This is a genomic window from Pelobacter propionicus DSM 2379 (genome assembly GCF_000015045.1).
In the GTDB taxonomy this organism is placed as follows: Bacteria; Desulfobacterota; Desulfuromonadia; order Geobacterales; family Pseudopelobacteraceae; genus Pseudopelobacter; species Pseudopelobacter propionicus.
In genome coordinates this window covers 1,283,242-1,309,002 of sequence record NC_008609.1, presented here as the reverse complement: position 1 = coordinate 1,309,002, position 25,761 = coordinate 1,283,242, and the positions used below count along the sequence as shown (strand labels likewise).

Sequence of the window (25,761 nt, the reverse complement as noted above, 5' to 3'; positions counted from 1 at the left end):
TACCCCCGCCCCATCGTGCGATGCTTACTTGATCGTCAGCGTCAGGGTGGTGAGATACATATCCTTGTCGCAGACAGCCGTATCCTGATACGGCTTCTCGTAATGCGCCGTTATCAGCCACTGCCCCTTGGCGCCGAGCCGAATCCGCGCCACCCCCTTGGAGTCACTCACCGCCTCCTGCGCCCAGCTCCCCTCCTTCCTTCGCGCGGAGTCAGCATCCACGGCCTTGAGTTTCACGTTCGGGAGCGGTTTGCCGTTGAAATACAGCATCAGCGACACTTCATCCCCAACCCTTGCCTTGTCCGTACCTTTCAGAGGAATGATCTCGAACGGCAGAATCGGGCGACCCGACCGCTTTCTGTCCTTTGAGCCGACGCTTATGACCGTCTTGCCGGACATGGCGAAGTGCATGCAGGAGACCGCATCCCCATGCTCCCGCCTGCTTCCCATCCTGCGGCCATCCGGCGTTGTGGACATGAAGCCCGGTCTCTGCGTGACGACGATGGTGTGGTTCCCCTTTGATCGGGGAGCGAAGCGGTACCTGGCGGGAGCGATCCGCTCCAGCTGCGTCCTGCGCCCGCTGGAATCGACCGCGAACACCCCCTCGATGTTCTCCTCCTTGAGTTTCTCGCCACCCGGATAGCTGTGCCCCCAGCCGATATCGATGGTCGTTGTTCCGCCGGACTTGAGCGAGTGCTCAGCCGGAGCGAGCCAGAGCATGTGGCCCTGGGCCACGGATGTCATGCAGAAGACAAACAGGGGGATCAGTCTGATCAGTTTCATATCCAGTCCTTTCATTAGCGGCTGCAATTGGTGGTTGTTGCCGGTCATTTCCCGCTGGCCTGGTAACGGTTGGTCAGGAAATCACCGACGTAGATGAGATGCTCGAAGGGAAGCTTCTCACCCTTCATCTCGGCGAGAATGGTGCCGAGGGTACCCCGGATGACCCGCTCCTTTTCCCGGTAACCGGCGTTGAGAACGATCGCGATGGGTGTCTCGGGCAGATAGTGGACTCTCAGTTTCTTCACCACCTCATCCATGTTGAGAAACATGGTGAAGAAGACCATGGAGGCCCGGTTTGCGGAGAGATTCTCGATGCTGTCCGTGCCGCCGGCATCCTCCCTGCCGAAGGAGGCGGTAAGGATGACCGAATGCGTGTTCTTTCCCGAGGTCACCCCTTTTTTCAAAGCCGCGTTAGCAGCGTTAAAACAGCTGATCCCCGGCACCACTTCAGGATTCAGGTCTTCAAACGCCTCCATGTACCACATGTGCGGCCCATAGATGGTGGGATCCCCGCTGTCCAGGACCGCCACCTTCTTCCCGTTCCTGACGGCAGCGCGGATAACGGCATCGATCTGCTTCAGTTCCTTTGTTTTTTCCTCATAGTTGAAGCGCTTGTTCTTCTTCGCCTCTTCCATTGACTTGCCGAAGATGCCGAAGATGCCGAATCCTATGTCGTGAATCTCCTTTCCATGAAGCAACACGGGAAACTTGTCCCTGATCCTCTTGTCACAGAAGACAATGTCCGCATCCCTGATCACAGTAACCGCCTTGAGCGTGATGTTGTCCGGGTCGCCGCTGCCAACGCTCACCAGGTGCAGCCGGGTTGCGGCCTCATCCCTGGCCAGTGCGTCTGAAGAGGAAAACAACGGAAGCGCCAGTACCGCGAAAAACATGAATACCAGCAATCTCTTGGTGTGCCTGTTGAATATGTGCATTTGAAGTAATCCTTTTCCGCATTGGGTTAATTGAATGGGAGAACTATCGTGAATCCCTGACGAGATACGAAGTATCCCCGATAAAAAGCGTCCTCGGGACCGGAATCACCTGCGTTCCGTCTGCAGGCTTGCCTTGGCGAAACCGCTTGCCTTGACCATGTCCAACACATCCACGAAATCCTGCAACGCCAGCTCCCGATCCGCCCTGATGATGAAGGGAGTTGCACGGTCCAGGGGGAGCAGGGTTGCCCGCAGTCCCTCCAGGGTCGTGCGCGCCCCCTTGAAGAAGATGGCGCCGCTCTTGTCGATCTCGATGGTCTGGACCCGGGCCGTCTCCGCGGAACGGGCCGATGCCTTGGGGAGCTGCACCGCAATGCCTCCGGTGGCGATGAAGGTGGACGTGGTCAGCACGATGGTCAGAAGAACCAGCATGATGTCCACGAAGGGGATGACGTTAATGTAGCTGACTTCCTTCTCTTCCATGCGCGAGCTCCCATTGGATCAGGAGGACCTTGGTCCTCCGCAACAGCAGGTTGTAGAGGGTGACGGAGGGTATGGCCACGAACAGGCCGACCGCGGTGGCCTTGAGCGCCAGGGCCAGGCCAACCATGATCTTGTTGGTGTCCATAAATCCTTCCGTTCCCATGGTGTGAAAGGTGAGCATGATGCCCATCACCGTCCCCAGAAGCCCCAGATAGGGGGCATTGCTGCCGATGGTGGCGATGACGTGCAGCTTCCTGGTCAGCTCTAGCTCCAGGGCACGCTTCTCCCGGAAATCCCGGATGCTGATCCTTTGGTACACGTACAGCCGCTCGATGGCGCACGCCAGGGCGATCACGCTCAAGAGCGCCAGGAGCCAGATGATTCCGTAATCGACAGCCATTTTCAGCGATTCCATGTTGTTGGACTCCTTGTGTCTGTTTGGGGCGCGCTCCCCGGCAAAAAGGGGAACACACCAGTTTCAACCTAAAACAGCAGCTGTTCACGCTAAGCCGCGAAGTTCGCGACGAAAACCGGATAAAATTTATGAGACCGGATTCACCTGGCAGGTGAAGCGTGACAATGCAACAACCATTTGGTTTCTTTGCGCCTTCGCACCTTTGCGTGAGATGAATTGCCGTTTTTTACTAACAACCACATCCGGCAGTAACGGTCGCCGTTTCCAGCTTCAGTTCCTACTCCGCCTTCCGGGCAACCTGAGAGAGCTCACTCCGGGCCGTGCGTCTTCGTGATGCTAGAAGCGACCAGCCGCCGAACAGGGCCAACAGGACACTCCCCCCCACGAACGCCTTGGTGAATTTCGCCACCAGCGGCTTGTCGAAGGAACCCATGGCGAGATCATTGTCAACCTGGACCCGGATGGTGGCTCCGTGCATGCCGTGCTCCGACTCCCCCATGACGTTGACAACCCAGGTTCCCTGGCGGTCGGGGAAAAAGGTGGCAAAGCCGTTCTTGTCGGTCCGCCCCTTCTGGTGGGGGATTTTGTCCCCCGGCCCCAGCACCTCGTAGGCCGAGTAGTTCACCGGTTCATCCTTGTCGTAGAAGACCCGCACGCTGATGCCGCGATTCTCCACGTTATAGTTGATGGTGTGGGCCTGGACGGGAGTATGGATTCCGATAAGCAGTAGACAACAGAGACAGACTAAAAATGTGCGCAACATGATGACTCCGGAGGGGTGGGATAGTGGCTGGAGGGAAAAAAGACGAGCGCCTCTCTCCCCTCCACCGTTCAACAAACTATCTGACGCTGAAGGTAAGCGCCGACGAATAGGATTTTGCGTCGCAGACGGTCATGTCCGGATAGGCGCTCTTCTGCTTGACCAAAAGCAACCAGGGACCGTTATGGATCAGCTTAACTTTCGCTATTCCTTCCTTGTTGGTGGTGGTGCTGTAGGCAAAGGTGCCAGGATCATTGGAGAAACCGGCGTACACGCCGGAAACCGTCGCCGAGGGAAGCGGCTTGCCCTGGAACAGTACTCTGACAGACATGACCTCGCCCACCTTCATTGCGGAGGGATCCTGCAGCGGGACGATCTCCAGGGAGTGCCCCAGTGTCCTGGAAAAAGTATTGCCTCCCGCTTTCCCCACCGTGAAGAGTGCCTTGGAGAACTTCTCGGAGTAATTACAGGAAATCACGTTATCCACATCCTTCTTCGATTTGCCCTGCTTGTACCCTTCCGTTGTTTTCGTGGAAAAACCGGCCGGAGACACCACCACCGATAAATGGGTGCCGGGTGATTTCAGATCATGCTGCGCCCGGAATCCATCCTTACCAGCGGGAACCCCGCGCGTCTCCGTGCCGTCGGGAGCGATAAAAAGTACCGAAGCAACCCGGTCGGTCGTCACCAGATCCTTGGCGGGAAACGAGAACAGGTGGCTGGAGACCACGTTCAGCATCGGCGCCGCCGGTTTTACCAGGGTGTAATCCTGCATCACCGCCCAGGTGTCGTGGGCATGGGCCGTTGTCGAGGAAACTGCGGAACAGGCAACGGCTGCAAGAACCATCACGGTTTTTCTAAAAGCATGCTGTTTCATCTCATTCTCCTTAGTGGTGGTATGCGGAAGTCCTCGGCAAAGAGCACGGGAGTTCCCTAAAAGGTGTATTTCATGCTGGCGTAGAAGGTCCTGCGGGCATAGGGGTGCGATTCGTGGTAGAGAACGTCGGTCAGGTTGTCGACACCGAATGAGGCGGTCAGGTTTTCATTGACCTTGTAGGATGCGCGGGTATCGAAGATCAGATAGTCATCCAGGCCGCCGTAGCCACCCCGGGTATCGCTGTTGTCCAGACTGTTGTAGGGCTTGCTGGCATAGTTGCCGCTGAAGGCCACGAACCAGCGCTCGGTGGGAGCATAGTCCAGGGTGAACTTGGTTCGCCATTTCGGCACGCGCGGAAACTGCTTGCCCACACTGTCGGGCACAGTGTCGTTCTTGAGGATCCTGGCATCGGCCCAAGCTGCGTTGGCCGAGAATCCCAGACCCTCCAGCGGCAACCTGCGCAGATCCACGCTGACCTCCACCCCCCTGGTGCGCACCTCATCCACGTTCTGGTAGTTGGTCACGTTGGTATAGTAATTGGTCTGGCTGTAGATGGCGTCCTTGACCTCGTTCTGGAAGAAGCTCAACCGGGCCTCGCCATGGCCCCACAGGTCGCGGATGATGGTGAAGTCATGGGCCAGGACCTGCTCCGGTTTCAGGTCCGGATTGGGATTGGTGATGATGCCCGAGGAGTTGATGCCGCCGTAGAAGAGTTCCCCCACCGTGGGGTAGCGGTTGGCGATCCCCAGGGAATAACGCAGGCTCCAGTCAGGCGTCGGTTTGTAGGTGATGGCGAACTTGGGCGAGAAATCGTGGTACCCCTGGTCGGGCAGTCGTGTCGTCACCCGGCCCGATCCGGTGTCGGTGGACTTGGAGCCGTCAAAGCCGTCCCACCATTCGTAACGCCCCCCCAGGTACAGGGTCCATTGGGGGGTGATATTCCAGCTATCCTCCAGGAACAGGGCGTGGGTGCTGGTCTTTCCCTTTTCCCCCTTGCTCAGGGTGGTGCGGATGTCGCTCTTCCAGTTTGAGGCGTTCCAGGTTTCCGAATCAACCATGTACTGGTCGTAATGGTAGCCGCCGGCGACAGTATGGGTTCCCAGCCAGTTCAGGTCATGGGAGACCTTCAGGTCTGCGGTATACCAGCCGCCGCCGTTGTCCCCCACCGTTCCGGCGCCCCCATGCTCCGCCAAGGGGGGAGCGGTGCTGGATTTGCGGGTCTGGTCCTTGTAGATATCGTAGTAACTCAAGCTCGCCGTCAGCTTTACTCCCTTGTCCGGGTTGCGCGTGTAGGACAGGGCGTAAAGCATGTCCTGCTTGTGGGATTTCTGGTAGTAGAACGCCGACGGCGACAGAGTGTAGCTCCTGCCGTTAACGTCAAAGGTACCCGAATAGATCGTGTTGCCGTTCGCGTCGCGCAGATAGCTGTCGGGAGAATCGGTGTCCTGGGTGGCGTCCCAGAAGACGAAGTTGAAGCGGAGTTGCGACTCGTCGGGCAGTTCATAGGCCAGTTTCAGTTTGGCCGTGTCGTTGATGACATAGGTCGTGCCGGTGGAACCGAAGATGTAGCGTTGCTGGCCCTTGGGGTCCGTATCGCTCAGGAAGCCGCCGGCCGCGCTTCCGGAAGCGGCCTTGCCCGCGGAAACCGGCGAGGTCATGTAGGTAATGGGCTGGACCCTGGTCTCCAACCGGTCGTACCAGAGCATGAAGGAGAGCGGGCCGGCCTTGTCGCCAAAGCTGGCATGGGCGTTGTAACCGTGCATGTCTTCGCTGGTTTTGTACTCCTTGGCGTGCTGGTAGGTGTAACCCGCCTCGACGCTCGCCTCCCGCTTTTCGGGCATGCGGGTGCTGATCAGGGCCGTCCCACCCAGGGAGTTGCCGCTCTGGGCAGCGGAAAAGGGGCCGTAGATCAGGTCGATGCGCTCGATCTCGTCCGGCGCCACCATCTGCCATTTGGGGCCATTACTGTTGCTGGAATTGGTAAAGTCGCTGATGCGGATGCCGTCAACCAGCACCAGGCTGCGTGCCGTCATCGAGGCAGGATTGGAGCGGATTGCCAGGGGCCTGTTGGTGGTGCCAGGGTACAGTTTCCGCACGTACACATCCGGCATGTTCCTGAACACATCGGATGAATCCACCAGGTTGATCCGCTTGAGCTCCTCGGCGGTTCGGGTCTCCACCACCGCCGGGGCATTGGTCACCTCGTCCGCCACCCTCCCCTGGGGGGTTACCAGGATTTCGTCCATCCGGGAATCTTCCGCCCGCTCCCCGTTCTCCGTATCCGCAGCTCCTGCCGGGGAAAGGCAGCCCATCACTCCCACAAGGGAAACCACCACACTCATCTTGCGCACGCACACCCCTCCTTGAAGTAGCCGCCAGGAGCGGCATGAAATTTCACGCTTTTGCATTCATTTGTTACCGGGATTTCAGTCGCCGGACTGCAGGGCAAAGCGGATAGGAAGGCGCACGCGGCAGGCGATCGGCCGGTCACCGCTGTGGGCCGGCAGGAAGCGGGATTTCCTGACCGCATCCAGTGCCGCGTCGGCGAAACCGTAGCCGGGATTTTCCAGCACATCCACATGGAGCAGCTTTCCCCGCTCGTCCAGGGTCAGGCGCAGAAGCACCTTCCCCTCGCGCCCCATCCGGCGTGCCGCCAGCGGGTAGTTCGGAAGCACCCGCGCCAGAAAGGATGGACCATTGGCGCCGCCGAAAGCCACATCCCGAATCCCTCCGGAGCCCCCTCCGCCACCATTGCCTGCCGCGACAGGCCCAACCCCACCCGTGGAACCGCCCGCCGTCGCTCCAGCCGGAACGCTCACCGCCGGAGCGGAGGAAGCGGCCACCGGCGTCGCATCGGCGCTTGCCGAGGCGGGTTGCGTGGCCAGAGGAACGGGGACGGTTTCAGGCTTCGGCGTACTCCGCTCGGTAATCGGCCGGGACGGCGCGGGGCGTTCCATCGTCGGCGCAGAAGCGGGCCGGGAAACCGTCCTCGGCCCGGCCAGGGGGGGCGCATCCATCTTCTTCATCTCCATGTCGCGGAGTTCCACCTCGATCAGCGGCGAGCGATGGGGAGCGGCATTCACGTTCATCTGGAGCGCGACAAAGCCGGAAAACAGCAGCAGGTGAGCAATGAGCGAAGCACCAAAAAACCTGACAAAACCAGGCAACTGCGGCGGCTCAAAAACTTCGCTATCCACATGACAAAATTGATTACGTACGCCGGGTTCCATGCCCACTCCCCCACGAACATCGTTTGATCCCTGACCGTTCATGGGCCGAGAACGTAGCACTATACAAAAAATCGTGCAACATTTTTGTTGCACGATTTAACTTTTAGTGTAATCTTGATTCCCGCATGCGGCCACCGGACGGGATATGCGCCGGGGCGCAAAAGAGAACAAAAGGAGAAATCATTTCATGCACATGGCCGATGCACTGCTCTCCCCGGCCGTAGGCGGCAGCATGTGGCTGCTATCCGGCGCCGCCATCGCCCGCTGCTCGGCACGGGTGCGGACCGAAGCCAACGATAGCAGGACGCCGCTGATGGGAGTTTTGGGCGCGTTCGTGTTCGCCGCCCAGATGTTCACCTTCGCCATCCCCGGAACCGGCTCCAGCGGACACCTCTGTGGCGGAACCCTGCTGGCCCTTTTGCTGGGGCCCCATGCCGCCTTCCTGACCCTGGCCTCGGTGCTGGTGGTGCAGGCGCTCCTTTTCGGCGACGGCGGCCTGCTGGCCCTGGGGTGCAACATCTTCAACATGGCCTTCGTCACCATGTTCGTGGTCTATCCCCTGCTGTTTTGCTGTCTCCCCGGTGCGCTCCGCTCCACATGGCGCATGGGGGCGGCCATCGTGATGACGGCGGTGCTCTCCCTCCAGTTGGGCGCGCTCTGCGTCGCCCTGGAGACCTGCCTGTCCGGCATCAGCGAACTCCCCCTGTCGGCATTCATGCTGCTGTTGCAGCCGATCCATCTGGCCATGGGACTGGTGGAGGGGGGGATGACCCTGGCGATAGTCGTCTTCGTAGCACGGGCACGGCCGGACATCTTTACGGGCGGCGTACTGGAAGCTATTTTTACGGCCCCGCCACAAAAATACGGCCTCGACCAAAACCAGATGTAATACGGGCGGTTCGCCCGCAATTTCGGCGGAGCCAGACAATCGGGACAACCGCCCACCCCCCTTTACTCTTTGAAAACAGCTTGACATCCTCCCAAACGATGATCTAAGTTTCTGTCCACATATCCGCGCCGCGCGCGGAGTTGAATACCGGATCAAGGCGCCCGAGAGGGCTTGATAGGGAAGAGGGGTGAGCTCCGAAGAGCGATTCCCCCGCGGACCCGCCGCTGTAAGCGATGACAAAGGGCAACAGCCACTGGTTTTTTGACTGGGAAGGCGCCCGGAGGATGACTCGCAAGCCAGAAGACCTGCCTGATCTCTGCACTCAATAGTGCCCCGTGGTAAAGGGCGAGTGAAACCACGTAAAGACTTTAAATACGAAAAGTCCGCATGCTGCTTCGGCATATGCGGACTTTTTTTGTGCTCTCACCGAGGGCGCGGCACCGCACAAAATGAATTCATACGCAATTAACGAGGGAGACAACAATGTCAGCAAACACCAGTGAGCAATCCCACCCACAGGGCAGAAAAGCACGAAAAGCAGGGACCGGGCTGCGCGCCGGCCTGTATGGCGCCTTACTCGCGCTGTCTCTCTCCGCTCCGGTTCATGCCGCTCCGCCGCTGATCACCGACGATGCCGGTACGGTGGAGGTCGGCAAGGTGGAGATCGAGCTCAACAACAGCTACAGCCACGACAGCGAGCACGAAGGGGGCGTCAAAGTCCGCGGCGAAGTATTCGACTCGGAACTGAAGGTCACTACCGGACTGTACAAGGACCTGGGGATCGCCCTGGCCGTGCCCTACGTCTTCAGCGACCGGACGAAAGAGGACGGCAACCTGGTGGACGACGTGGAAGGCTTCGGCGACATGACCCTGGAGGTGAAGTACCGCTTCCTGGAACTGGCCGGCATCGACTTCACCCTCAAACCGTACGTCCTGATCCCCACCGGCAGGTACAACGTCGGGCTGTCCGAAGGACGCTGGCAACCGGGCGTGGCCCTGATCGCCACCCGCGAGTTCGACGACGGAAACTATGCCCTGCACGCCAACCTGGGGTACGAACATCACGGGTACCGGACGGAGGAGATGCGGGACGGCAACCGGAACAACCTGTGGTCCGGCTCCCTGGCCGGCGAGGCCAAACTGCTGCCCGGCCTGATCGGCGTGGCCGACTTCGGTCTGGCCACCACCCAGGACAAAGGCACCGACACCCTCACCTCCTATGCCCTGACCGGCGTGCGCTATGAGGTCAACGAGTATCTGGATGTGGATGCCGGCGTCAAGTTCGGACTGACCAAGCCAGAGGATGACGTGGCCGTACTGTACGGCATCGTCCTCAAATTCTGAATACAGCCGTACACGCAGCACCCAAAGGAGAAACATCATGCACATCATGGAAGGTTTTCTGCCTGTTGAACATGCCATCGGATGGAGCGTCGCGTCCGCGCCGGTGGTCGCCTACGGCCTGTACTCCATAAATAAAAAGATAAAGAAAAATCCGGAACAGCGCATGCTGCTGGGGGTGGCCGCGGCCTTCACCTTCGTGCTCTCGGCCCTGAAGATGCCTTCCGTCACCGGCAGCTGCTCCCATCCCACCGGCACCGGACTGGGGGCGATACTGTTCGGACCCTCCGCCGTAGCCCCCATCGGAGCGGTGGTGCTGCTGTTCCAGGCACTGCTTCTGGCCCACGGCGGCCTGACCACCCTGGGCGCCAATATCTTCTCCATGGCCATCGTCGGCCCCTTCGCCGCCGCCGCCGTCTTCCGTCTGGCCCGCGCGGCCCGGTTCCCCTTCGGCGTAGGGGTTTTCCTGGCAGCCTCCCTGGGCGACCTTTTAACCTACGTCACCACGGCCTGCCAGCTGGCCTTCGCCTTTCCCGACCCGGTGGGCGGCTTCACGGCATCCCTGGCCAAGTTCGCCGGCGTATTCGCCCTGACCCAGATCCCCCTGGCCATCAGCGAGGGGCTTTTGACCGTGGTGGTGATGAACGCCCTCCTGCGCTTCAACCGGGAAGAGTTGGGCAGCCTGAATATCGAGGGAAACGGACAGGAGGTGCAGGCATGAAACGCTATCAGAACCTGATCCTGCTGGCCCTGGTGGCGCTCTTGGTGGCAGTGCCGCTCTGGATGGTGAAGCGTCCCGCGCCGGGGCCGGACGGGGCCGAGGTGGAGATCTTCGCCGGAGCCGACGGACAGGCCAGGGATCTGGTCGGTACGATAGCCCCATCCTACAAACCACGGGTAAATCCGCTCATGGAGCCGGCCAGCGGTGAAATCGAATCCATGCTGTTCGCCCTGCAAGCCGCCCTGGGAGCCGGATTCATCGGCTACTGGCTGGGGAGTTCGGCCACCCGAACCAAACTGCGCCGGAGCAAGAGCGAGGCCTGAGGCTGTTTTACATATCCCCCTCCGGGGGGAGTTTCATACCGGATCACGGTGCCCGCAAGGGCTTGATAGGGAAGATGGGTGAGCTCCAAAGAGCGATTCCCCCGCGGACCCGCCGCTGTAAGCGATGACGAAGGGCACACCGCCACTGGTTTTTGACTGGGAAGGCGCCCGGAGAATGACTCGCGAGCCAGAAAACCTGCCTGATCCCAAACACTCGGAAGTTCCCGACGGTAAAGGGAGAGTGAAACCACTAACGAGACTTTGAATACGGAAAGTCCGCATGCGCACGCTATGCGGACTTTTTTTGTGGCAGAGCAACACCCCACAGCTGCCGCGTACAGCGCACCCACTCAACCACATATCTTCCGGAGGTTTATACCGTGGCTTTACTTCTCAACGCCGGTGTCGTCGTCAAACTGGTCCTGATTCTGCTTTTGTTCTTCTCGGTGGTATCCTGGGCAATCATCCTCTTCAAGCTCTTTCAGGTACACCGCGCCAACAGGGAATCGGAGCGCTTCATGGACCTGTTCTGGAAATCGTCCCGCTTCGACACCATCGCCTCCCAGCTTGACCGCTTCTCCAGTTCCCCCCTCTCCGTGCTGTTCAACGAGGCCTACGCCGAGCTCAACAAGCTGATGGACAAGGGGGCCACAAGCAGCGGCACGGGCTTGAGCACCGACCTGGGCGGCATCGAGAACGTCTCCCGCGCCCTGCGCCGGGCCACCAACTCGGAGCTGACCCGCCTGGAGCGCTACCTGACCTTTCTGGCCACCACCGGCTCCACCTCCCCCTTCATCGGCCTGTTCGGCACGGTGTGGGGCATCATGACCGCCTTCGAGGGGATCGGCAGGACCGGTTCCGCCTCCCTGGCTGTCGTTGCCCCGGGCATCGCTGAGGCGTTGATCGCCACCGCCATCGGCCTGGTTGCCGCCATTCCGGCGGTCATGGCCTACAACCATTTTCAGCACAAGATCCGCGTCCTGACCAACGACATGGACAGCTTCTCCACTGAGTTCCTCAACATCGTGCAGCGCACCGTGGCGGGGAGATAGCCATGGCCATGGGAGGACAGGGAAACAACCGCGCGGCCATGGCCGATATCAACGTCACGCCGCTGGTGGACGTCATGCTGGTGCTCCTGGTGATCTTCATGGTTACCGCTCCCATGATGCAGCAGGGGGTGCAGGTCAACCTGCCCAAGGCGGACACCAAGGCCATGACCCAGGCCGAGGAGACGGTGATCGTCACGGTGGATGGAAAGGGCAGGATTTTCATCAACAAGGACGAAGTGCCTGCCGGGGACCTGCGTTCCCGTCTCTCGGAGATGTTCGCCAACCGTGAGAAGAAGGAGATCTTCCTCAAGGCCGATGCCGGCGTCCCCTACGGCGAGGTGGTCAGGGCCATGGCCGACATCAAGGGTGCCGGCATCGAGCGCCTGGGCATGGTGACGGAACCGGCGAAGCCGTAACGCGGGACAGCACGATTCAATTTTAGTGAGGGAGGATGCATGCAGCAGGAAAATTTCATACGCGCGATTGCCTGCGGTGTGGCGCTGGCGGTTGCGCCGTCTGTCGCAACGGCCCAGGAACGGGAAACGGAACAGATGGATACGGTCATCGTGACCGCCACCAGAACCGAAAAGGAGTTGGACTCCGCGCCCGGCAGCGCGTCCGTGGTCACGAAGCAGGAAATCGAAAAAAAAGAAGTCCTTACCTTTGACGACGCCTTGAAGGGAACGTCCGGTGTCATGCTTTCGCGTTCAAAAGGCCCCATGGATACGATAGCGAACATTACCCTGCGCGGCGTTCCCGGACAGAACAGGACGCTGATCATGGTGGACGGCATCACCCTGAACAGCCCCTTCGCCGGATCGATCCAGTCAAACAGCATTGCCCCCGGCACCATCGAGAGGATCGAGATTGTCAAGGGGGCAACCTCCAGCCTCTACGGCGGCAACGCCATGGGCGGCGTCGTCAATGTGATCACCAAAATGCCGACCAAGCGCGAGTTCACCCTCAAGACCGGCTTCGGTTCCGCCCTGGAGGGGGATGCTCCGGAAAACACCCGGCGTGTGGCGGTCTCCTACGGTGATGTGATTAAAGACAAATTCCATATCTACCTTTACAACGATTACACCGGAACGGACGGTTACGTAACCGATCTGGTGACCGGCACTCCCGGCAGCGGCACCAGCGGGGCGCGACCGACGCTGACCAGTGACGAAAAGGCTACCTTTCTGCTGGGCCACAAGGGCGAGAACGAGGCCTGGCAGGACAATCTTACCGTCAAGGCCGGGTATGATTTCAATTCCAGCACGAAACTGCTCTTCACCTTCCTCAAGTCCTATGGCGAATACTCCTACAACGATCCCGAGACCTATATGACCGACTCCTCGGGAAACCCTTACTGGAGCTCTTCCGGCTCGGAGTACTCCTTCCTGGGGACCTACGGCGCCAACAACCAAAACATCTACGCTCTTTCCCTGGAAACGGAGATAGCCTCCGCCAAGATCAAGGCCGGGATCAGCTACCTGGATCAGGATACCAGCTGGTATGCCACCGCCAGCAGCACGACCAAATCCCCGGTAGCCACCCGCTCCGACGGTCCGGGCAAACTCACCAGCACCCCCGCCTCGGCCCTGAGCGCTGACGTGCAGGTAACCTTCCCGCTCCTATCCTGGAACATCTTCACCGTCGGAGGCGCCTTCCGCCAGTCGGAGATCAACGGCAAGGACTATGTGCTTTCCGACTGGACGAATGAGCACAGCAAGGGGCAGCTTATCGGGGAAGCCAGGGGAACGGACAGGATCTATGCGCTGTTCATGCAGGACGAAATTTCAATCCTGGATAACCTGACGCTCTACGCCGGATTCCGCCAGGACTGGTGGGAAACCAGCGACGGCCATGTCCTGGCCTCCAACGCGTCCAACGTCGTCACGGTCGGTCCCACGTCATTCGGCTCCCGCAGCGAAAGCGCATTCAGCCCCAAGGGGGCCATCGTCTACACGCCCTTTGCGGGCACCACCCTGAAGGTCTCCGGCGGCAAGGCTTTCCGCGCTCCCAGCAACTACGAACTCTACCGCACCACCATGATGGGAAGCTCCACCACCTACCAGTGCAACCCGGACTTAAAGCCGGAGCGAAGCGTCAGCTGGGACGGCGGCGTAAGCCAGGATCTGTGGCAAGGCGCAACGGTCAAGGCCACCTATTTTGAGAACTACATCAAGGACATGATCTACAGCACCACCACCGGCAGCATCCGGGAAAAGAAAAACGCCGGCAGAGGCGAAAGCAAGGGGGTGGAGGTGGAGCTGGAACAGAAATTCGGAAAACTGCTGCGCCTGTTCGCCAACTACACCTACACCAACGCCAAGATAACCAAGAACAGCGCCGTCCCGGCCACGGAGGGAAAACGCATGACCGATATCCCCCGCACCATGTACAACGCCGGCGCCGACCTGGAGTATGGGCCCGCAGGCGCGTCGGTCATCGCCCGCTACGTGGGAAAACGGTACGGCAACGACACCAACAACGACACTGCCAGGAATGTGAAGGGGGTCTACGACTCCTACATCACCACGGACGTCAAACTGCGCTACAAACTGACGTCCTGGGCAACGGCATCCTTTTCGGTCAACAACATCTTCGATGAGAAATACTTCTCATCCACAAAATCTCCGGGGCGATCATGTTACGGCGAAGTGACGTTACAGTACTGATCCGGCCAGACCAGTCCTGGCCGGTCTGGTCATCGCTCGTGCTGCACGGGGCGCTGTTCGCCTTCTGCTGCACCCTTCCCTACACACCAAAGGTGCATGACTGCATCATGGTGGACTTGCGGATGCCCAGCTTCGCCACCCTCGCCCCCATGGGGGGGCGTCCGGCCCCCGGCCCGAAGAGCGCGGCGACGCGGAAAGCGGCTGCTCCGGGCCCGGCGGCGCACCAGGAACCGTCCCCCCTGGCAACGCCCCTTCCACGGCCCCAGGCCATAGCCACGCCCATACAGAAACAAGCCGCCGCGCAGCCACCTCTCCCCTCCCCGGTGAACCAGGGAACGGCAACGGAAGGGACTGCCAGGGGACAGCAGACCGGCGCCGCAACATCCCACGGGGGAGGCGACGCTGGCGGCACGGCCCAGGGGGGCGGCGGCTCATCCAGCGGCAACTCCGGTTCCGGTTCCGGCGGATCGGGCGGTTCGGGCAAACCCTTCGAGGGGGAATTCGGCGCCCAGGGAGGGCCGACATACCTGAGCCGTGTGCTGCCGGTCTATCCCCGTTTCGCCCGCCGGCTCGGCAAGGAGGGAACGGTTCTGCTGCGCCTGACCCTGGACGAGAGCGGAGCCCTCAAAGGGGTGGAACTGCTGGAAAAGGCGGGGCACGGCTTTGACGAAGCCGCGCTGACAGCGGTAAAGGCATCCCGCTTCAGGCCGGCCCTGCGCCACGGCAGACCGGTCCCCTGCCGGGCGCTTTTGCCGGTCAGGTTCGAACTGCGGGACTGATGTAACGGGGGATGCGGCGGTCGGCACATATCTGTACGCAGGGAATACCCCATTCCTCTCCCGTCCGGGGGTGGGAGGGGAATCTTTTTACAGCGAATCCAATGTGAACAAGAAAGGAATGCCATGAACCTGAACATCATCCTCTGGATCGGCGGCATGCTCTTCAGCCTGGGGATCTTCGCCCTCAAGGTCGGCCTAGGCCTTGGCTACGGCAGGGTCGGAAGGCGGGGGATCGCCCTGACACTGGGGGGCTATATGGGGCTGTTCATGCTGATCGCCGTCGCGGCGGAACGGCTGATGCGGATCCTTCAGCCGATCCTGGCCAAGGGCCCCTGGCTGCACACCCTGCTGGCGACCGGCATGATCGCCTGGGGCATGGTGGTCATCTTCGGCAAACGCCATGAACACCAGGCCGCCGATTGCTGCGAACGTCCCCCTAGGGCGCGTCTGCTGATGCTGGTCCCCTGCCCGGTCTGCCTGACCGCCATGACCTTCTCCATCTGGGCCGCACTGAACGCGATCAAGCTGCCGCCGCTCCTCACCGGGCTCTGCCTGGGGAGCGCCTTCGCCCTCATGGCACTGCTGGTGGCGCTCATCGCCCGGCCGCGTTCCGCAGGGGCATCGGAGACATCCCTGGGCATGGCCATGATCGTGGTCGGCCTCTACTTCATCGCCTCGCTGTTCCTCCCGGCCAAGATCGAGGCGGCCCGGGGGATGTACAGCTCGTTCATCAGCGAAAACCGCATTGCCCAGAGTACCGATGCCACAGGCGTTATGATCTTCATCCTGCTCCTGGCCCTGGCCGGCTACCTGGCAGGCAGGGGCGGGAAGGGCGAAAGGGGATAACGCTGGGGCACATTGCCCAAAAACCGCTTGTGTTATTTTCGCACCAACCCCCTCCAAACCTCCCCTTGTCAGGGGAGACTTCAAGGCCTCCCCCCTTGCAAGGATGAAGAGGGTGGCAATGGCCGCCACGATGACGGTTTGTCAGGGGAATATTAAGGCTTCCCCCCTGACAAGGGGGGACTGAGGGGGGTTGGTTTCAGATGTTACGCAGTACTACGGTTTTTGCTTTTTCAAAACCCTTTCACCGAAAACGGCATGTGATCACGCGAAGACACAACGACCCAAAGAAACACAAACCACTGACTTTACTTAGCATTTTTCACGAATTTACGTAAGGTCACCGTTTTCCGATTCACAACAAAAAGAGGAGTCGTACATGAATATTCTTGCCGGACTGGAAAGTTTTCTCTTCATCATCTCATCGGTGCTGCTCTTTCCGGTGGTCACCGCTCTGGTGCTGATCACCTGCTGGGTGGTGGTCTTCTTCGGCTGGTTTCTGCGGGAATACCTGGACCGGAGACAGGGACGCTTCGTCTCCCTGGAGCGCTACCGCACGGCCCTGGCAAAGGAACTGGAGGCCACCACCGACAAAGCCAACCTGGACATCGCTCTGGAGCGCCTGCTGCAGGCTGCCGAACTGGGGCTGATCAAGTCCCTGGACAAAATCCGCTTCGTCATCCGGGTCGGCCCGGCCCTGGGTCTGATGGGAACCCTGATCCCCATGGGCATCTCGCTCTCCGCCATGGCCCAGGGGGACATGCCCAAGATGGCCGGAAGCATGGTGACCGCGTTCACCACGGTCGTTGTCGGCCTGGCCAGCAGCGTGGTGGCCTATGTCATGTCCCTGGTCAAGGAAAAGTGGGTGCGGGCCGACATGCGCGAGATGGAATTCATGACCGAAGGGATGCTGCGTTCGGCGGGCCAGCACCGGGAGATCCCCAGGGAGGAAGCAGCGGATGAGCTTTCTTAAGCGTCGGGGACGTTTCGACAAATACGAAGAGCCGTTGGAGGACCCCATTTCCGGCGTGGCCAACCTGTTCGACGTGAGCGTGGTCTTCATCGTCAGCATGATGATCGCCCTGTTCATGGCCTACAACATGCTGGACATGATGGACCCCAAGTCGGAGATGACCATCATGAAGAAGAGCGCCGACGGCAGGGTGGAGATCGTCACCAAGAAGGGGAAGGAGATCAAGGTGCAAAAAGTCACCGACAAGCGGCTCTCCGGCGAAGGCGAACGCCTGGGCACGGCCTACAAACTGAAGGACGGCAAGGTGATCTATGTTCCCGAATAGGCTTTCTCCCCGTTTCCTGTTCTCTGCCGTTCTCGCTGTCTTCGTATCGTCACTGCTTATCCTTACCCCATCTTCCGATGCAACGCCTTCGAAAACCGGCGTGCACCTGATGATGGGCGACTTCAACTCCAAAACCAGCATCGAAGCGGTCAAGACCATTCGCGCCCGCTTTCCCCAGCAGAGCCTCGGCCTGGATTTCCGGATCATTACCGGCAAGAGGGGAGAAAAACTGGACCGGAGCCTGGCCCGCCAGGCAGCCCCCGCCGCGGCGTCCGGCATCGGCATCATCCACATCATGGACCGCCGCCTGGTGGAAGGGCTGAAGCCGCACCTCATGGATCTGATCGCCCAGGGGGTGCGCGTCTATGCGGTGGGAGGCAACTACGGCAAGGAAGACCAGCAGTTGGGGCTAATCAACGACGAGAAGGTGAACGCCTACTACCGTGAGAACGGCGTGGAAAACATGACCCAGCTGCTGCTGTTCCTGCTCAAACGGGATTGCGGCCAGAGCGTGGAGTATCGCGAACCGTACCGGGTTCCCCAGCAGGGATATTATCTGCGGGATGGCCACCGGGTCGTGGGCAGTTTTGAGGAGTACCGGCGCCTGTACCGCTCCCGGCCCGGTCCCTGGGTCGGCATCCCCTTCTTCAAGACGCATCTCGATTCCGGCGAGATGCAGTTGGTGGACGCCATTGTGGATCGGCTGGAGGCCCGGGGAATGAACGCCATCCCGATTTTCGGCTTTCCCTCGGAAGTGGCCGTGGAGCGGTTTCTGATGGACAGGGAGGGCAAGAGCCGGGTCCAGGCGGTGATCGGCGTTTCCCTCAAGGTGGGCATGTCGCCCCAGCGCGCCATCCCGATCCTCTCCAGGCTGGGAGTGCCGGTGATCGACGCCATCACCCTCATGTCCCAGTCCCGGGAGGAATGGGAGAAATCCCCGGTGGGGCTGGACATCTTCGAGCGCTCTTCCAGCGTGGGACTGCCGGAGCTGGCCGGCATCATCCAGCCCACGGTGGTGGCCTCCCGGGAAAAGGTGGTTGATCAGGAGAGCGGCCTGGAATACGTGACCACCACGCCGATCCCGGAGCGCATCGAGCGGCTGGTGGACCGGGTCAAGGCCTGGATCAACCTCCAGACAAAGAACAACAGGGACAAGAAGATCGCCCTGATCTATTACAGCTACCCGCCGGGGAAGCAGGGGATCGGCGCCGCCTACCTGAACGTGCTGCCGGACAGCCTGTACGAGATCCTCAACCGGATGAAGGCCGAGGGGTACGACACTGGTCGGGATGAGCTGACCAAGAAGCGCATCTACGACGATGTCATCGGATACGGCCGCAACGTGGCCAACTGGGCCCCGGCCGAGATGGACCGCCTGGCCCGCAGCGGCCGGGCATTGCTGCTGCCGGTGGAAACCTACAGGAAGTGGCTCCGCGAGCTTCCCCCCGCCTTCAGGAAGTCGGTCACCAGGGACTGGGGAGAGCCGGAGAAAAACAACGGCATGATGACCTGGCGCGACGAAACGGGGAAGGCATTCCTCATCCTTCCCGGGGTGCGCTACGGCAACGTGCTGCTCATGCCCCAGCCGGCCAAGGGGTGGGCGCAGAACATCGTCAAGGCCTACCATGACCCCACCATCGCGCCCCATCACCAGTACCTGGCCTACTATCTCTGGCTGAAGAAGGGATTCAGGGCCGATGCCCTGGCCCACATCGGCACCCACGGCACCCACGAGTGGATGGGGGGCAAGGAGATCGGCTTTACCAGAGAGGATCCCTCCGAGGTGCTGATCCAGGATCTGCCCAACATCTACCCCTACATCGTGGATGACGTGGGGGAAGGGATCCAGGCCAAGCGCCGCGGCATGGCGGTGGTGGTGGACTACATGACCCCTCCCTTCGACAAGGCCGGCATGAACCGCGACCTGAAAGAACTGGCGGCCCTGATCAGCGATTACAACAACGCCCGGGAGAAATCGCCCCAATTGGCGGCCTCCAAGCTGGAGGAGGTCAACCGCATCGCCGGGAAGAGCGGCATGCTGACCGACCTGAAACTGAAGGCCATCGCCACCCATGACGACGTGGAAGAGCTTGAGCACCACATAAAGGATATCGCCGAGACCACCACCCCCTTCGGCCTGCACACCTTCGGAAAATCGCCCGAGGAGAGGTACATCCGCAGCACGGCCGAGGCCATCATCTCCATTGAGAAGGGGCTCGACCCCGCTGCACGGGCAAAGAGAATCGCGGCGCTGGAAGACGCCATCCGTCGCAGTGGCCCGCGGGAGCTGGACTCGTTCATCAATGCCTTAAACGGCAGGTACATCCCGGCCGGCACCGGCAACGACCCGATCCGCAACCCGGATTCCCTCCCCACCGGCAAGAACTTCTACTCCTTCGACCCGGCCCGGGTCCCCTCCCCCGCCACCTACGCCACTGGCGTCAAACTGGCGGGGGAACTGATCGAGAACTACCGCGCACGCCACGGTGTCTACCCGGACAAGCTTTCCTTTGTTCTCTGGGCCACGGAGTGTATCCGCCACGAGGGGGTGATGGAGTCCCAGGTCATGTACCTGATGGGGGTGCGTCCGGTGTGGGACGAGCGGGGCAGGGTCCAGGGGGTGGAGGCCATCCCCCGCGCCGAGCTGGGCAGGCCGCGCATCGACGTGACCATGACCCCCTCGGGGCTGTACCGCGACCTGTTTTCGGGGCTGATGGACCTCTTGGACAAAGCGGTCTCCGTTGCCAGGGACCAGAAGGAACAGGATAACGTCGTCCGCGCCAACACCCTCACCACCCAGAAGATGCTGATGAAAAAAGGGGTGCCGGAGGAGACCGCCCGCCGCATGGCTTCGGTGCGCATCTTCACCGAACCCTCCGGGGCCTACGGCAACGGCCTGGAAAACGCCATCGTGGCCTCCAACACCTGGGACAACGAGAAGAAGGTCATCGACGTCTATTTCCGGCGGGTCGGCTACCTGTACGGCCAGGGGTTCTGGAGCGAAGGGGGTAAACAGGGGGGTGAGGAGCTGGGCCAGGTGCTGTTGAAAAACGCCCTTTCAGGAAGCAAGATTGCCATCCACAGCCGCTCCACCAACACCATCGGCGTGTTGGATACGGACGACTTCTACCAGTATCTGGGCGGCCTGGCCATGGCCATCCGCGCCGTGGACGGAAAAACGCCGGAGGTGTTCGTCAGCAACATGACCAACCCCACACAGGCCCACCAGGAGACCCTGGAGAAAAACATGGGGCGGGAGATGCGTGCCCGCTACCTGAACCCGGAGTGGATCAAGGCCATGATGAAGGAGGGCTACGCCGGCGCGCGCTTCATCGACAAAGTCACCGAGCACCTGTGGGGGTGGCAGGTGACGGTGCCCGAGGCGGTGGACAAGGCCAAGTGGCAGGAGATGTATGAAACCTACGTCCAGGACAAGAACGGCCTGGGGATGAAGGAGATGTTCCGGAAGTCAAACAACATGTGGGCCTACCAGTCCGTGGTGGCGCGCATGCTGGAGACCGCCCGCAAGGAGTACTGGAAACCGGACCGGAAGGTGATCGAGAAGCTGGCCGAGGAGTACGCCAAAACCGCCGCAGAGGTGGGCATGGCCTGCTGCGACCACACCTGCAACAATCCGCATCTGACGAAATTCACCTCATCGACCCTGCTGTCCGTGCCGGGGCTCGCCCCCCTGAACAGCGGCTTCGTCCGGGCGCTGAACGACATGAAGCAGGTGGGCTCCAACCCGGCCGCGGCCCGGCCGGCACAGGCCCGCCAGGGGCGCGCGGCGGGAGCGAAAACATCCGCCAGGGGCGCCTCCGGCCGCGCGCCGGACGGCAGCGGCAAGGGGGCCACGGGAACCCAGGTTGCAGGCTTCGAGGTGGAAGAGGTAAAGAGCGGCGCGGCCGCCGGTGGCGCCTCGTCCGCCCCCATCCCCTGGATGTTCATGGTCGGTTTCGCCATCTTCATCACCCTGGTGGCCTGGGGCTTCCGGAAGGGAGGAGCGTAAAAGCTGGTGAGGGGTAAGGAGGAAGAGGTGAGGGGTTGAAACCTCGAACCTCGAACATTGAACCGATTTTCACGCCCGAATCAAGGGAAGCGGGTGAAAGACCCGCGCCGCCCCGCGGCCGTAAAGGGAACGAACGCCGAATTCCGGTTTCAGATCAGAGATGATATCAAGGCGGCGAGAAAGAAGGCGACGGAGGCGTACTGCATCAGTACGTTGAGGAGCCTTCGACGAGCCAACGAAGAGAGCACTCTGATATGGAAGCAGAGGAATGCCACTGTCATGGGCCATACCATGGTGGGAAGGCCGGCAAGTAGGTCGCCCTGAGCCGGAAGACCTGTTTCGGAGCCATCTTCATTTCCCGAGGGAGGAAAACAAATGAAGCACCCGTTCGTCATTCTGTCACTCTGCAATGCCCTGGTCATGCCGCACATAATCGATTCCACTGCCCATGCGGACCAGAATGAAACAACCGCGCAACCAGATCAGCAGTCCACCGAAACAAAGAGTGCCGACACCACCCTTGACCGCATGGTCGTCACCGCCACCAGAATCCAGGAATCCACCCTGGACATCCCCGCATCGGTTCAGGTCATCACCCAGGAGGAGATCAGAACATCATCGGCACGGGACGCGGGCGAGCTGATGGCCGAGGCAGGCATCGGCCACGTGCATAAGTACAACGGTGCCCAGACCGGCAACGTAGAGATCAGGGGGCTTTCCACCGACCTGTTCACCGAGAGCAGCAGCAGGGTGCTGCTGCTGGTGAACGGCAACCGGGCCGGCACCACCAACATGGCCAAAATTCCGGCCAGCGAGATCGAGCGCATCGAGATCGTAAAAGGTCCCGGCTCCGTACTGTACGGTTCCCAGGCCATGGGGGGTGTGATCAACATCATTACCAAACGCGGTACCGAGGAGGGAGTTCACGGCTCCATAGGCGCGGAGGGCGGTTCCTGGGGGTACTGGAAAAGCGGCGGCGATATACATGGCAAGAAATACGGCATCGACTATTTCATCTCCGGCGCAGCGTCGGCCAGCGACGACTACCGCACACCAAAGGGTTCCTACGACAACAACGCCTACGAGAGCGAAGAGCTTTCCACCCGGCTCGGCTACAGTTTCCTGAACGACCACCGGGTTTCGGTCGGTTTCCAGCGCTGGGTCGGCAGGGACCTGGGCTCTCCCGGCGCGGTCTACGCCAAGGACCCGGACGACTACTCCAAAAAGGCCCGTAACTCCTTCGATTTTGAATACACAAACAAAACCGCGACGCTCAAATACTACATCAACAACAACAAGGACGACTCCTACAGCACCGGCGGCATGGGCATGCCCGGTCCGGGCAACGCGGACCGGTTCACCTCCAACAACCGCTCCCAGGGGGTCAGCATCCAGAACGTCTTCCCCATCGGCGTACACCGCATCATCATCGGCGGACAGTGGGACCGCAACTCCGTGGACACCTCCAGCAGCAGCGGCGCCCCCTACTATCCCGATTCACGTTACGACAACTACGCCGCCTTCGCCGAGGGGAGGCTCAGCCTGCTGAAGGAAAAACTGCTGCTCACCGCCGGCGTGCGCTACGACTACTTCGACAACAACACCCTGTCAACCAAGGGGCTCACCAGTACCCCCGTCTCCCGTAGCATGGATCACGTCACCGGTCGGGGCGGCATAGTCTACAAGATCACCGACGGCCTCAGCCTGAAGGCTGCCATCGGAACGGCCTTCAGGGCCCCCTCCCCCCGAGAACTGGCCAGCGACTACACCCTCTACGGCTATCGTACTCTGGGTAACCGCGACCTGGGACCGGAGAAGAGCACCACCTACGAGGGAGGGGTGGAGTACGCCAAAGACCATCTCAAGGGGGGCTTCACCTTCTTTCACACCAGCTTCTCCCACAAGATCGCCAGCTACTACGACAGCGCCCTGGGAGCGACCAGCTATAAAAACCTTTCCAGCGCCACGATCCAGGGGATCGAGATGAACGCGGCCTATGACGTCGGCCTGGCAGCCGGCCTGGACATTTCCGTCCAACCGTTTGCAAACGTCACCTACAAAACCAGATACGACGGTGAAAGCAAAGACAGCGCTAGCCACGGACACCTGCTGAACGTCCCCGAATGGACCGGCGCCTTCGGTGTCAAAGCCGGCCAGGAGAAATGGGACGCAAAACTGATCATCAACTATTCGGGCAACGAGTACATCACGGACTACTCCGCCTCCTATCCCTATCCGGTGGTCAACAAGGGGGGCTTCATGACAATGGACATCAAGGGGGCCATCCGTCCGCTGAAGAACCTGGAACTGACCCTCGCCGTGGAGAACCTGCTGGACAGGTACTACGAGTACATCAACGGCTATCCCATGCGGGGAAGAACCTTTGTGGGAGGGGCCAGGTGGATTTTCTAAAATAGCCGTTTGCAACGCAACGGGACAACAAAACCCATCCTCTTACCATCCCACCCCTCCCCTTCAAGGGGAGGGGTGGGATCCCGCGGGAAACAGAACAAAGAACAGCGTTGAACGGAAAGGATACAACCATGCGTATGTTTCTCATAACCCTCATTACCCTGCTGACCATCCCCACCCTGCTCTTTGCCGCCGACCTAAAACTACCCGACGACCTGAAGGCCGAGGCGACGATCATCAGGGGTGAACGGGAGCAGATGTGGGAGAAGACCCTGGTGGTCAGGTTCCCGGAGCGCCGCCGCACCCTCTCCACCTACGATGGCCTGGTGGATGCCCTGGCTGCCATGAACCACTCGGCCAACCCGCTCCTCTGGGCCAGGGTCAACGACAGCTTCATGGGCAAGGCCGGCAGGGGGGGAAAGAGCTACACCGAATTCATCCATGAAAGAACCGCCCGGAGCCTGAAGCTGAACACGACCGACATCACCAAGATGGCCACGGCAGCGGACCTGGACAACCTGGCAATGGTGACGAAGGAATTCGGGCCGCTGACCGTCACCGTGCTGGTCACCGCCGGCGCCAGGGGCAACGCCGTCAGGACCGGCGTGGATCAGGGAAACAACATCGAGGGGCAGGAGCCCCACGGCACCATCAACGTCATGCTGCTGACCAATGCCCGCCTGACCGACGGCGCCATGGCACGGGCAATTGTCACCGTAACCGAGGCCAAGACTGCGGCGCTGCAGGACCTGAACGTGCCAAGCAGCTATACGAAGAATGTCCAGGCCACCGGCACCGGCACGGACAGCGTAATCGTCGTCTCCGGCACCACCGGCCCCCGGGCAAGTTATGCCGGCGGCCACAGCAAACTGGGCGAACTGATCGGCAAGGCGACCCATGAGGCGGTGATCGAAGCCCTGGGCAAACAGAACGGATTCAGGCTTCCCACCGCGCACATCGCCCAGACGAAAACGCCATGATGCACTGTCTCTTCCTGCTCATATTCGCCACCCTGTTTCTGGGCCAGGGTATGATCGGCGACGCGGCGGGTGCACCCGGCCCTGAGCGCATCCGCATCGCCCTGCTTCACCTGGATGCCCGACCAGGGGAAGTCGGGCGTAATCGCCGGAGCATCGAAAACGCCATAGCACAGGCTGTCGCGGAGAAAGCCGACTGGGTGCTGACCCCGGAATTGGCCGAAACCGGCTACGGCTTCGCCGCGCGCATCGGCACCGGCTGGATCGAGAGCTTCCCCGATCAATGGATCCGCTCCCTTGCCGCCGGGGCTCGCCACAACGGGGTGGCGCTCTTCATCGGCATTGCGGAGAGAGACAGCACCACGGGAAACCTGCACAACAGCGTGGCGGTCATCGACAGGGACGGTGTGATCCAGGGCACCTACCGCAAGCACCGGGTGGTGAACGGCCCGGCAGAGAATTGGGCCACCAAGGGAATCGAGAACAACCTGTTCACCGTCGACGGCATCCCGATCGGTTTTCTGATCTGCGCCGATGCCTACAAGGACGAGATCAGCAGCCGCCACAAACAGATGGGCGCTCGGATCCTGCTCTCCCCCGCCAACTGGCCCCCGGCCGGAGAGATGGGACCCAAGGGATACTGGGAGGAGCGCTCCCGGGAGACCGGCCTGCCGCTGATCGTCAACAACCGCACCGGCGTGGAGCCTGGCATCGATTTCAGCGCCGGGGAAAGCGCGGCCATTGCCCAGGGCAAACGCCTGTTTACCCTGGTATCACCTCACCCGCGGCTGGTGCTGCTGGATTGGAACCGCGCCACCGGAACCATCACCCCGGCGGGAGAAATCAGCCTGAAACCTTGAACCCGAAAGCGGCAATCCATCTCACGCAACGACGCGAAGACGCAAAGAAATATAGCAATTGCAGAGCAACCATGCTTCACCGGACAGGTTATTCGGCTGTAGTGAAGA

Annotated in this window: 23 protein-coding genes and 3 riboswitches; of the genes, 15 read left to right on the top strand and 8 right to left on the bottom strand. The window is 60.8% G+C overall.

Annotation, left to right across the window (positions count from 1 at the left end; genetic code table 11):
* Positions 1-24: 24 nt before the first annotated feature.
* The 8 genes from PPRO_RS06170 to PPRO_RS20075 all read right to left on the bottom strand — a co-directional run bounded on the left by PPRO_RS06170 (position 25) and on the right by PPRO_RS20075 (position 7,483).
* On the bottom strand, positions 25-783 hold the full coding sequence (locus PPRO_RS06170; protein WP_011735174.1) for a DUF4198 domain-containing protein: 759 nt from the start codon (positions 781-783) through the stop codon (positions 25-27).
* Between the two features lie 44 nt (positions 784-827).
* Complete coding sequence (locus PPRO_RS06165; protein WP_011735173.1) at positions 828-1,718, bottom strand: SAM-dependent methyltransferase; 891 nt, start codon at positions 1,716-1,718, stop codon at positions 828-830.
* Between the two features lie 105 nt (positions 1,719-1,823).
* Complete coding sequence (locus tag PPRO_RS06160; protein ID WP_011735172.1) at positions 1,824-2,201, bottom strand: ExbD/TolR family protein; 378 nt, start codon at positions 2,199-2,201, stop codon at positions 1,824-1,826.
* Complete coding sequence (gene exbB, locus PPRO_RS06155; RefSeq protein WP_011735171.1) at positions 2,173-2,616, bottom strand: TonB-system energizer ExbB; 444 nt, start codon at positions 2,614-2,616, stop codon at positions 2,173-2,175. Before exbB ends, PPRO_RS06160 begins: the two co-directional genes overlap by 29 nt.
* Positions 2,617-2,893: 277 nt before the next feature.
* On the bottom strand, positions 2,894-3,379 hold the full coding sequence (locus tag PPRO_RS06150) for a hypothetical protein (RefSeq protein ID WP_011735170.1): 486 nt from the start codon (positions 3,377-3,379) through the stop codon (positions 2,894-2,896).
* A gap of 76 nt (positions 3,380-3,455) precedes the next feature.
* Positions 3,456-4,253, bottom strand: a complete 798-nt coding sequence (locus tag PPRO_RS19390; protein ID WP_011735169.1) for a DUF4198 domain-containing protein — start codon at positions 4,251-4,253, stop codon at positions 3,456-3,458.
* Between the two features lie 56 nt (positions 4,254-4,309).
* Positions 4,310-6,595: a TonB-dependent receptor gene (locus PPRO_RS06140; RefSeq protein ID WP_011735168.1), complete on the bottom strand. Its 2,286-nt coding sequence runs from the start codon at positions 6,593-6,595 to the stop codon at positions 4,310-4,312.
* An 84-nt stretch (positions 6,596-6,679) separates the two neighbouring features.
* Entirely contained in the window at positions 6,680-7,483 is an 804-nt protein-coding gene (locus PPRO_RS20075) for an energy transducer TonB (protein WP_011735167.1), read from the bottom strand.
* 187 nt (positions 7,484-7,670) lie between these two features.
* Between PPRO_RS20075 and PPRO_RS06125 the strand changes: the two genes are divergently transcribed.
* The 15 genes from PPRO_RS06125 (at position 7,671) to PPRO_RS06050 (ending at position 25,653) form a co-directional block, all read left to right on the top strand.
* The gene (locus tag PPRO_RS06125; RefSeq protein WP_011735166.1) at positions 7,671-8,372 is read left to right on the top strand and encodes an energy-coupling factor ABC transporter permease; all 702 of its coding nucleotides are present in this window, start codon (positions 7,671-7,673) and stop codon (positions 8,370-8,372) included.
* Between the two features lie 137 nt (positions 8,373-8,509).
* A riboswitch (cobalamin riboswitch) is annotated at positions 8,510-8,699 on the top strand.
* A 156-nt stretch (positions 8,700-8,855) separates the two neighbouring features.
* Positions 8,856-9,716, top strand: coding sequence for a transporter (locus PPRO_RS06120; protein ID WP_011735165.1), 861 nt, complete (start codon positions 8,856-8,858; stop codon positions 9,714-9,716).
* A gap of 37 nt (positions 9,717-9,753) precedes the next feature.
* Positions 9,754-10,434 carry an energy-coupling factor ABC transporter permease gene (locus PPRO_RS06115; RefSeq protein WP_011735164.1) on the top strand — a complete coding sequence of 227 codons (681 nt, stop codon included), beginning with the start codon at positions 9,754-9,756 and terminating at the stop codon, positions 10,432-10,434.
* Positions 10,431-10,757: an energy-coupling factor ABC transporter substrate-binding protein gene (locus PPRO_RS06110; RefSeq protein ID WP_011735163.1), complete on the top strand. Its 327-nt coding sequence runs from the start codon at positions 10,431-10,433 to the stop codon at positions 10,755-10,757. The genes PPRO_RS06115 and PPRO_RS06110 overlap by 4 nt, the downstream gene beginning before the upstream one ends.
* A 28-nt stretch (positions 10,758-10,785) precedes the next feature.
* Positions 10,786-10,975: riboswitch (cobalamin riboswitch) on the top strand.
* A 162-nt stretch (positions 10,976-11,137) separates the two neighbouring features.
* Positions 11,138-11,809: a protein TolQ gene (gene tolQ, locus PPRO_RS06105; RefSeq protein ID WP_011735162.1), complete on the top strand. Its 672-nt coding sequence runs from the start codon at positions 11,138-11,140 to the stop codon at positions 11,807-11,809.
* A 2-nt stretch (positions 11,810-11,811) separates the two neighbouring features.
* Positions 11,812-12,225, top strand: a complete 414-nt coding sequence (gene tolR / locus PPRO_RS06100; protein ID WP_011735161.1) for a protein TolR — start codon at positions 11,812-11,814, stop codon at positions 12,223-12,225.
* A gap of 39 nt (positions 12,226-12,264) precedes the next feature.
* On the top strand, positions 12,265-14,475 hold the full coding sequence (locus PPRO_RS06095; protein ID WP_011735160.1) for a TonB-dependent receptor: 2,211 nt from the start codon (positions 12,265-12,267) through the stop codon (positions 14,473-14,475).
* A complete protein-coding gene (locus tag PPRO_RS06090) occupies positions 14,445-15,254 on the top strand; it encodes an energy transducer TonB (protein ID WP_011735159.1) in 810 nt (269 codons plus the stop codon). Before PPRO_RS06095 ends, PPRO_RS06090 begins: the two co-directional genes overlap by 31 nt.
* A gap of 123 nt (positions 15,255-15,377) precedes the next feature.
* Positions 15,378-16,100: a DUF2162 domain-containing protein gene (locus PPRO_RS06085; protein ID WP_011735158.1), complete on the top strand. Its 723-nt coding sequence runs from the start codon at positions 15,378-15,380 to the stop codon at positions 16,098-16,100.
* A gap of 376 nt (positions 16,101-16,476) precedes the next feature.
* Complete coding sequence (locus tag PPRO_RS06080) at positions 16,477-17,070, top strand: MotA/TolQ/ExbB proton channel family protein (RefSeq protein WP_011735157.1); 594 nt, start codon at positions 16,477-16,479, stop codon at positions 17,068-17,070.
* Entirely contained in the window at positions 17,057-17,395 is a 339-nt protein-coding gene (locus PPRO_RS06075) for a DUF2149 domain-containing protein (RefSeq protein ID WP_011735156.1), read from the top strand. Before PPRO_RS06080 ends, PPRO_RS06075 begins: the two co-directional genes overlap by 14 nt.
* On the top strand, positions 17,382-21,404 hold the full coding sequence (locus PPRO_RS06070; protein WP_011735155.1) for a cobaltochelatase subunit CobN: 4,023 nt from the start codon (positions 17,382-17,384) through the stop codon (positions 21,402-21,404). The genes PPRO_RS06075 and PPRO_RS06070 overlap by 14 nt, the downstream gene beginning before the upstream one ends.
* A 48-nt stretch (positions 21,405-21,452) precedes the next feature.
* Positions 21,453-21,760: riboswitch (cobalamin riboswitch) on the top strand.
* Between the two features lie 19 nt (positions 21,761-21,779).
* A complete protein-coding gene (locus tag PPRO_RS06060; RefSeq protein WP_011735154.1) occupies positions 21,780-23,816 on the top strand; it encodes a TonB-dependent receptor plug domain-containing protein in 2,037 nt (678 codons plus the stop codon).
* Positions 23,817-23,947: 131 nt separating this feature from the next.
* Entirely contained in the window at positions 23,948-24,796 is an 849-nt protein-coding gene (locus PPRO_RS06055) for an adenosylcobinamide amidohydrolase (protein WP_011735153.1), read from the top strand.
* The gene (locus PPRO_RS06050; RefSeq protein WP_011735152.1) at positions 24,793-25,653 is read left to right on the top strand and encodes a carbon-nitrogen hydrolase family protein; all 861 of its coding nucleotides are present in this window, start codon (positions 24,793-24,795) and stop codon (positions 25,651-25,653) included. Before PPRO_RS06055 ends, PPRO_RS06050 begins: the two co-directional genes overlap by 4 nt.
* Positions 25,654-25,761 lie beyond the last annotated feature (108 nt).

Coding starts and splice junctions, on each gene's coding strand:
- PPRO_RS06170 (WP_011735174.1), bottom strand. CDS start 783: ATGAAACTGATCAGACTGATCCCCCTGTTTGTCTTCTGCATGACATCC.
- PPRO_RS06165 (WP_011735173.1), bottom strand. CDS start 1,718: ATGCACATATTCAACAGGCACACCAAGAGATTGCTGGTATTCATGTTT.
- PPRO_RS06160 (WP_011735172.1), bottom strand. CDS start 2,201: ATGGAAGAGAAGGAAGTCAGCTACATTAACGTCATCCCCTTCGTGGAC.
- exbB (WP_011735171.1), bottom strand. CDS start 2,616: ATGGAATCGCTGAAAATGGCTGTCGATTACGGAATCATCTGGCTCCTG.
- PPRO_RS06150 (WP_011735170.1), bottom strand. CDS start 3,379: ATGTTGCGCACATTTTTAGTCTGTCTCTGTTGTCTACTGCTTATCGGA.
- PPRO_RS19390 (WP_011735169.1), bottom strand. CDS start 4,253: ATGAAACAGCATGCTTTTAGAAAAACCGTGATGGTTCTTGCAGCCGTT.
- PPRO_RS06140 (WP_011735168.1), bottom strand. CDS start 6,595: ATGAGTGTGGTGGTTTCCCTTGTGGGAGTGATGGGCTGCCTTTCCCCG.
- PPRO_RS20075 (WP_011735167.1), bottom strand. CDS start 7,483: ATGGAACCCGGCGTACGTAATCAATTTTGTCATGTGGATAGCGAAGTT.
- PPRO_RS06125 (WP_011735166.1), top strand. CDS start 7,671: ATGCACATGGCCGATGCACTGCTCTCCCCGGCCGTAGGCGGCAGCATG.
- PPRO_RS06120 (WP_011735165.1), top strand. CDS start 8,856: ATGTCAGCAAACACCAGTGAGCAATCCCACCCACAGGGCAGAAAAGCA.
- PPRO_RS06115 (WP_011735164.1), top strand. CDS start 9,754: ATGCACATCATGGAAGGTTTTCTGCCTGTTGAACATGCCATCGGATGG.
- PPRO_RS06110 (WP_011735163.1), top strand. CDS start 10,431: ATGAAACGCTATCAGAACCTGATCCTGCTGGCCCTGGTGGCGCTCTTG.
- tolR (WP_011735161.1), top strand. CDS start 11,812: ATGGCCATGGGAGGACAGGGAAACAACCGCGCGGCCATGGCCGATATC.
- PPRO_RS06095 (WP_011735160.1), top strand. CDS start 12,265: ATGCAGCAGGAAAATTTCATACGCGCGATTGCCTGCGGTGTGGCGCTG.
- PPRO_RS06090 (WP_011735159.1), top strand. CDS start 14,445: ATGTTACGGCGAAGTGACGTTACAGTACTGATCCGGCCAGACCAGTCC.
- PPRO_RS06085 (WP_011735158.1), top strand. CDS start 15,378: ATGAACCTGAACATCATCCTCTGGATCGGCGGCATGCTCTTCAGCCTG.
- PPRO_RS06080 (WP_011735157.1), top strand. CDS start 16,477: ATGAATATTCTTGCCGGACTGGAAAGTTTTCTCTTCATCATCTCATCG.
- PPRO_RS06075 (WP_011735156.1), top strand. CDS start 17,057: ATGAGCTTTCTTAAGCGTCGGGGACGTTTCGACAAATACGAAGAGCCG.
- PPRO_RS06070 (WP_011735155.1), top strand. CDS start 17,382: ATGTTCCCGAATAGGCTTTCTCCCCGTTTCCTGTTCTCTGCCGTTCTC.
- PPRO_RS06060 (WP_011735154.1), top strand. CDS start 21,780: ATGAAGCACCCGTTCGTCATTCTGTCACTCTGCAATGCCCTGGTCATG.
- PPRO_RS06055 (WP_011735153.1), top strand. CDS start 23,948: ATGCGTATGTTTCTCATAACCCTCATTACCCTGCTGACCATCCCCACC.
- PPRO_RS06050 (WP_011735152.1), top strand. CDS start 24,793: ATGATGCACTGTCTCTTCCTGCTCATATTCGCCACCCTGTTTCTGGGC.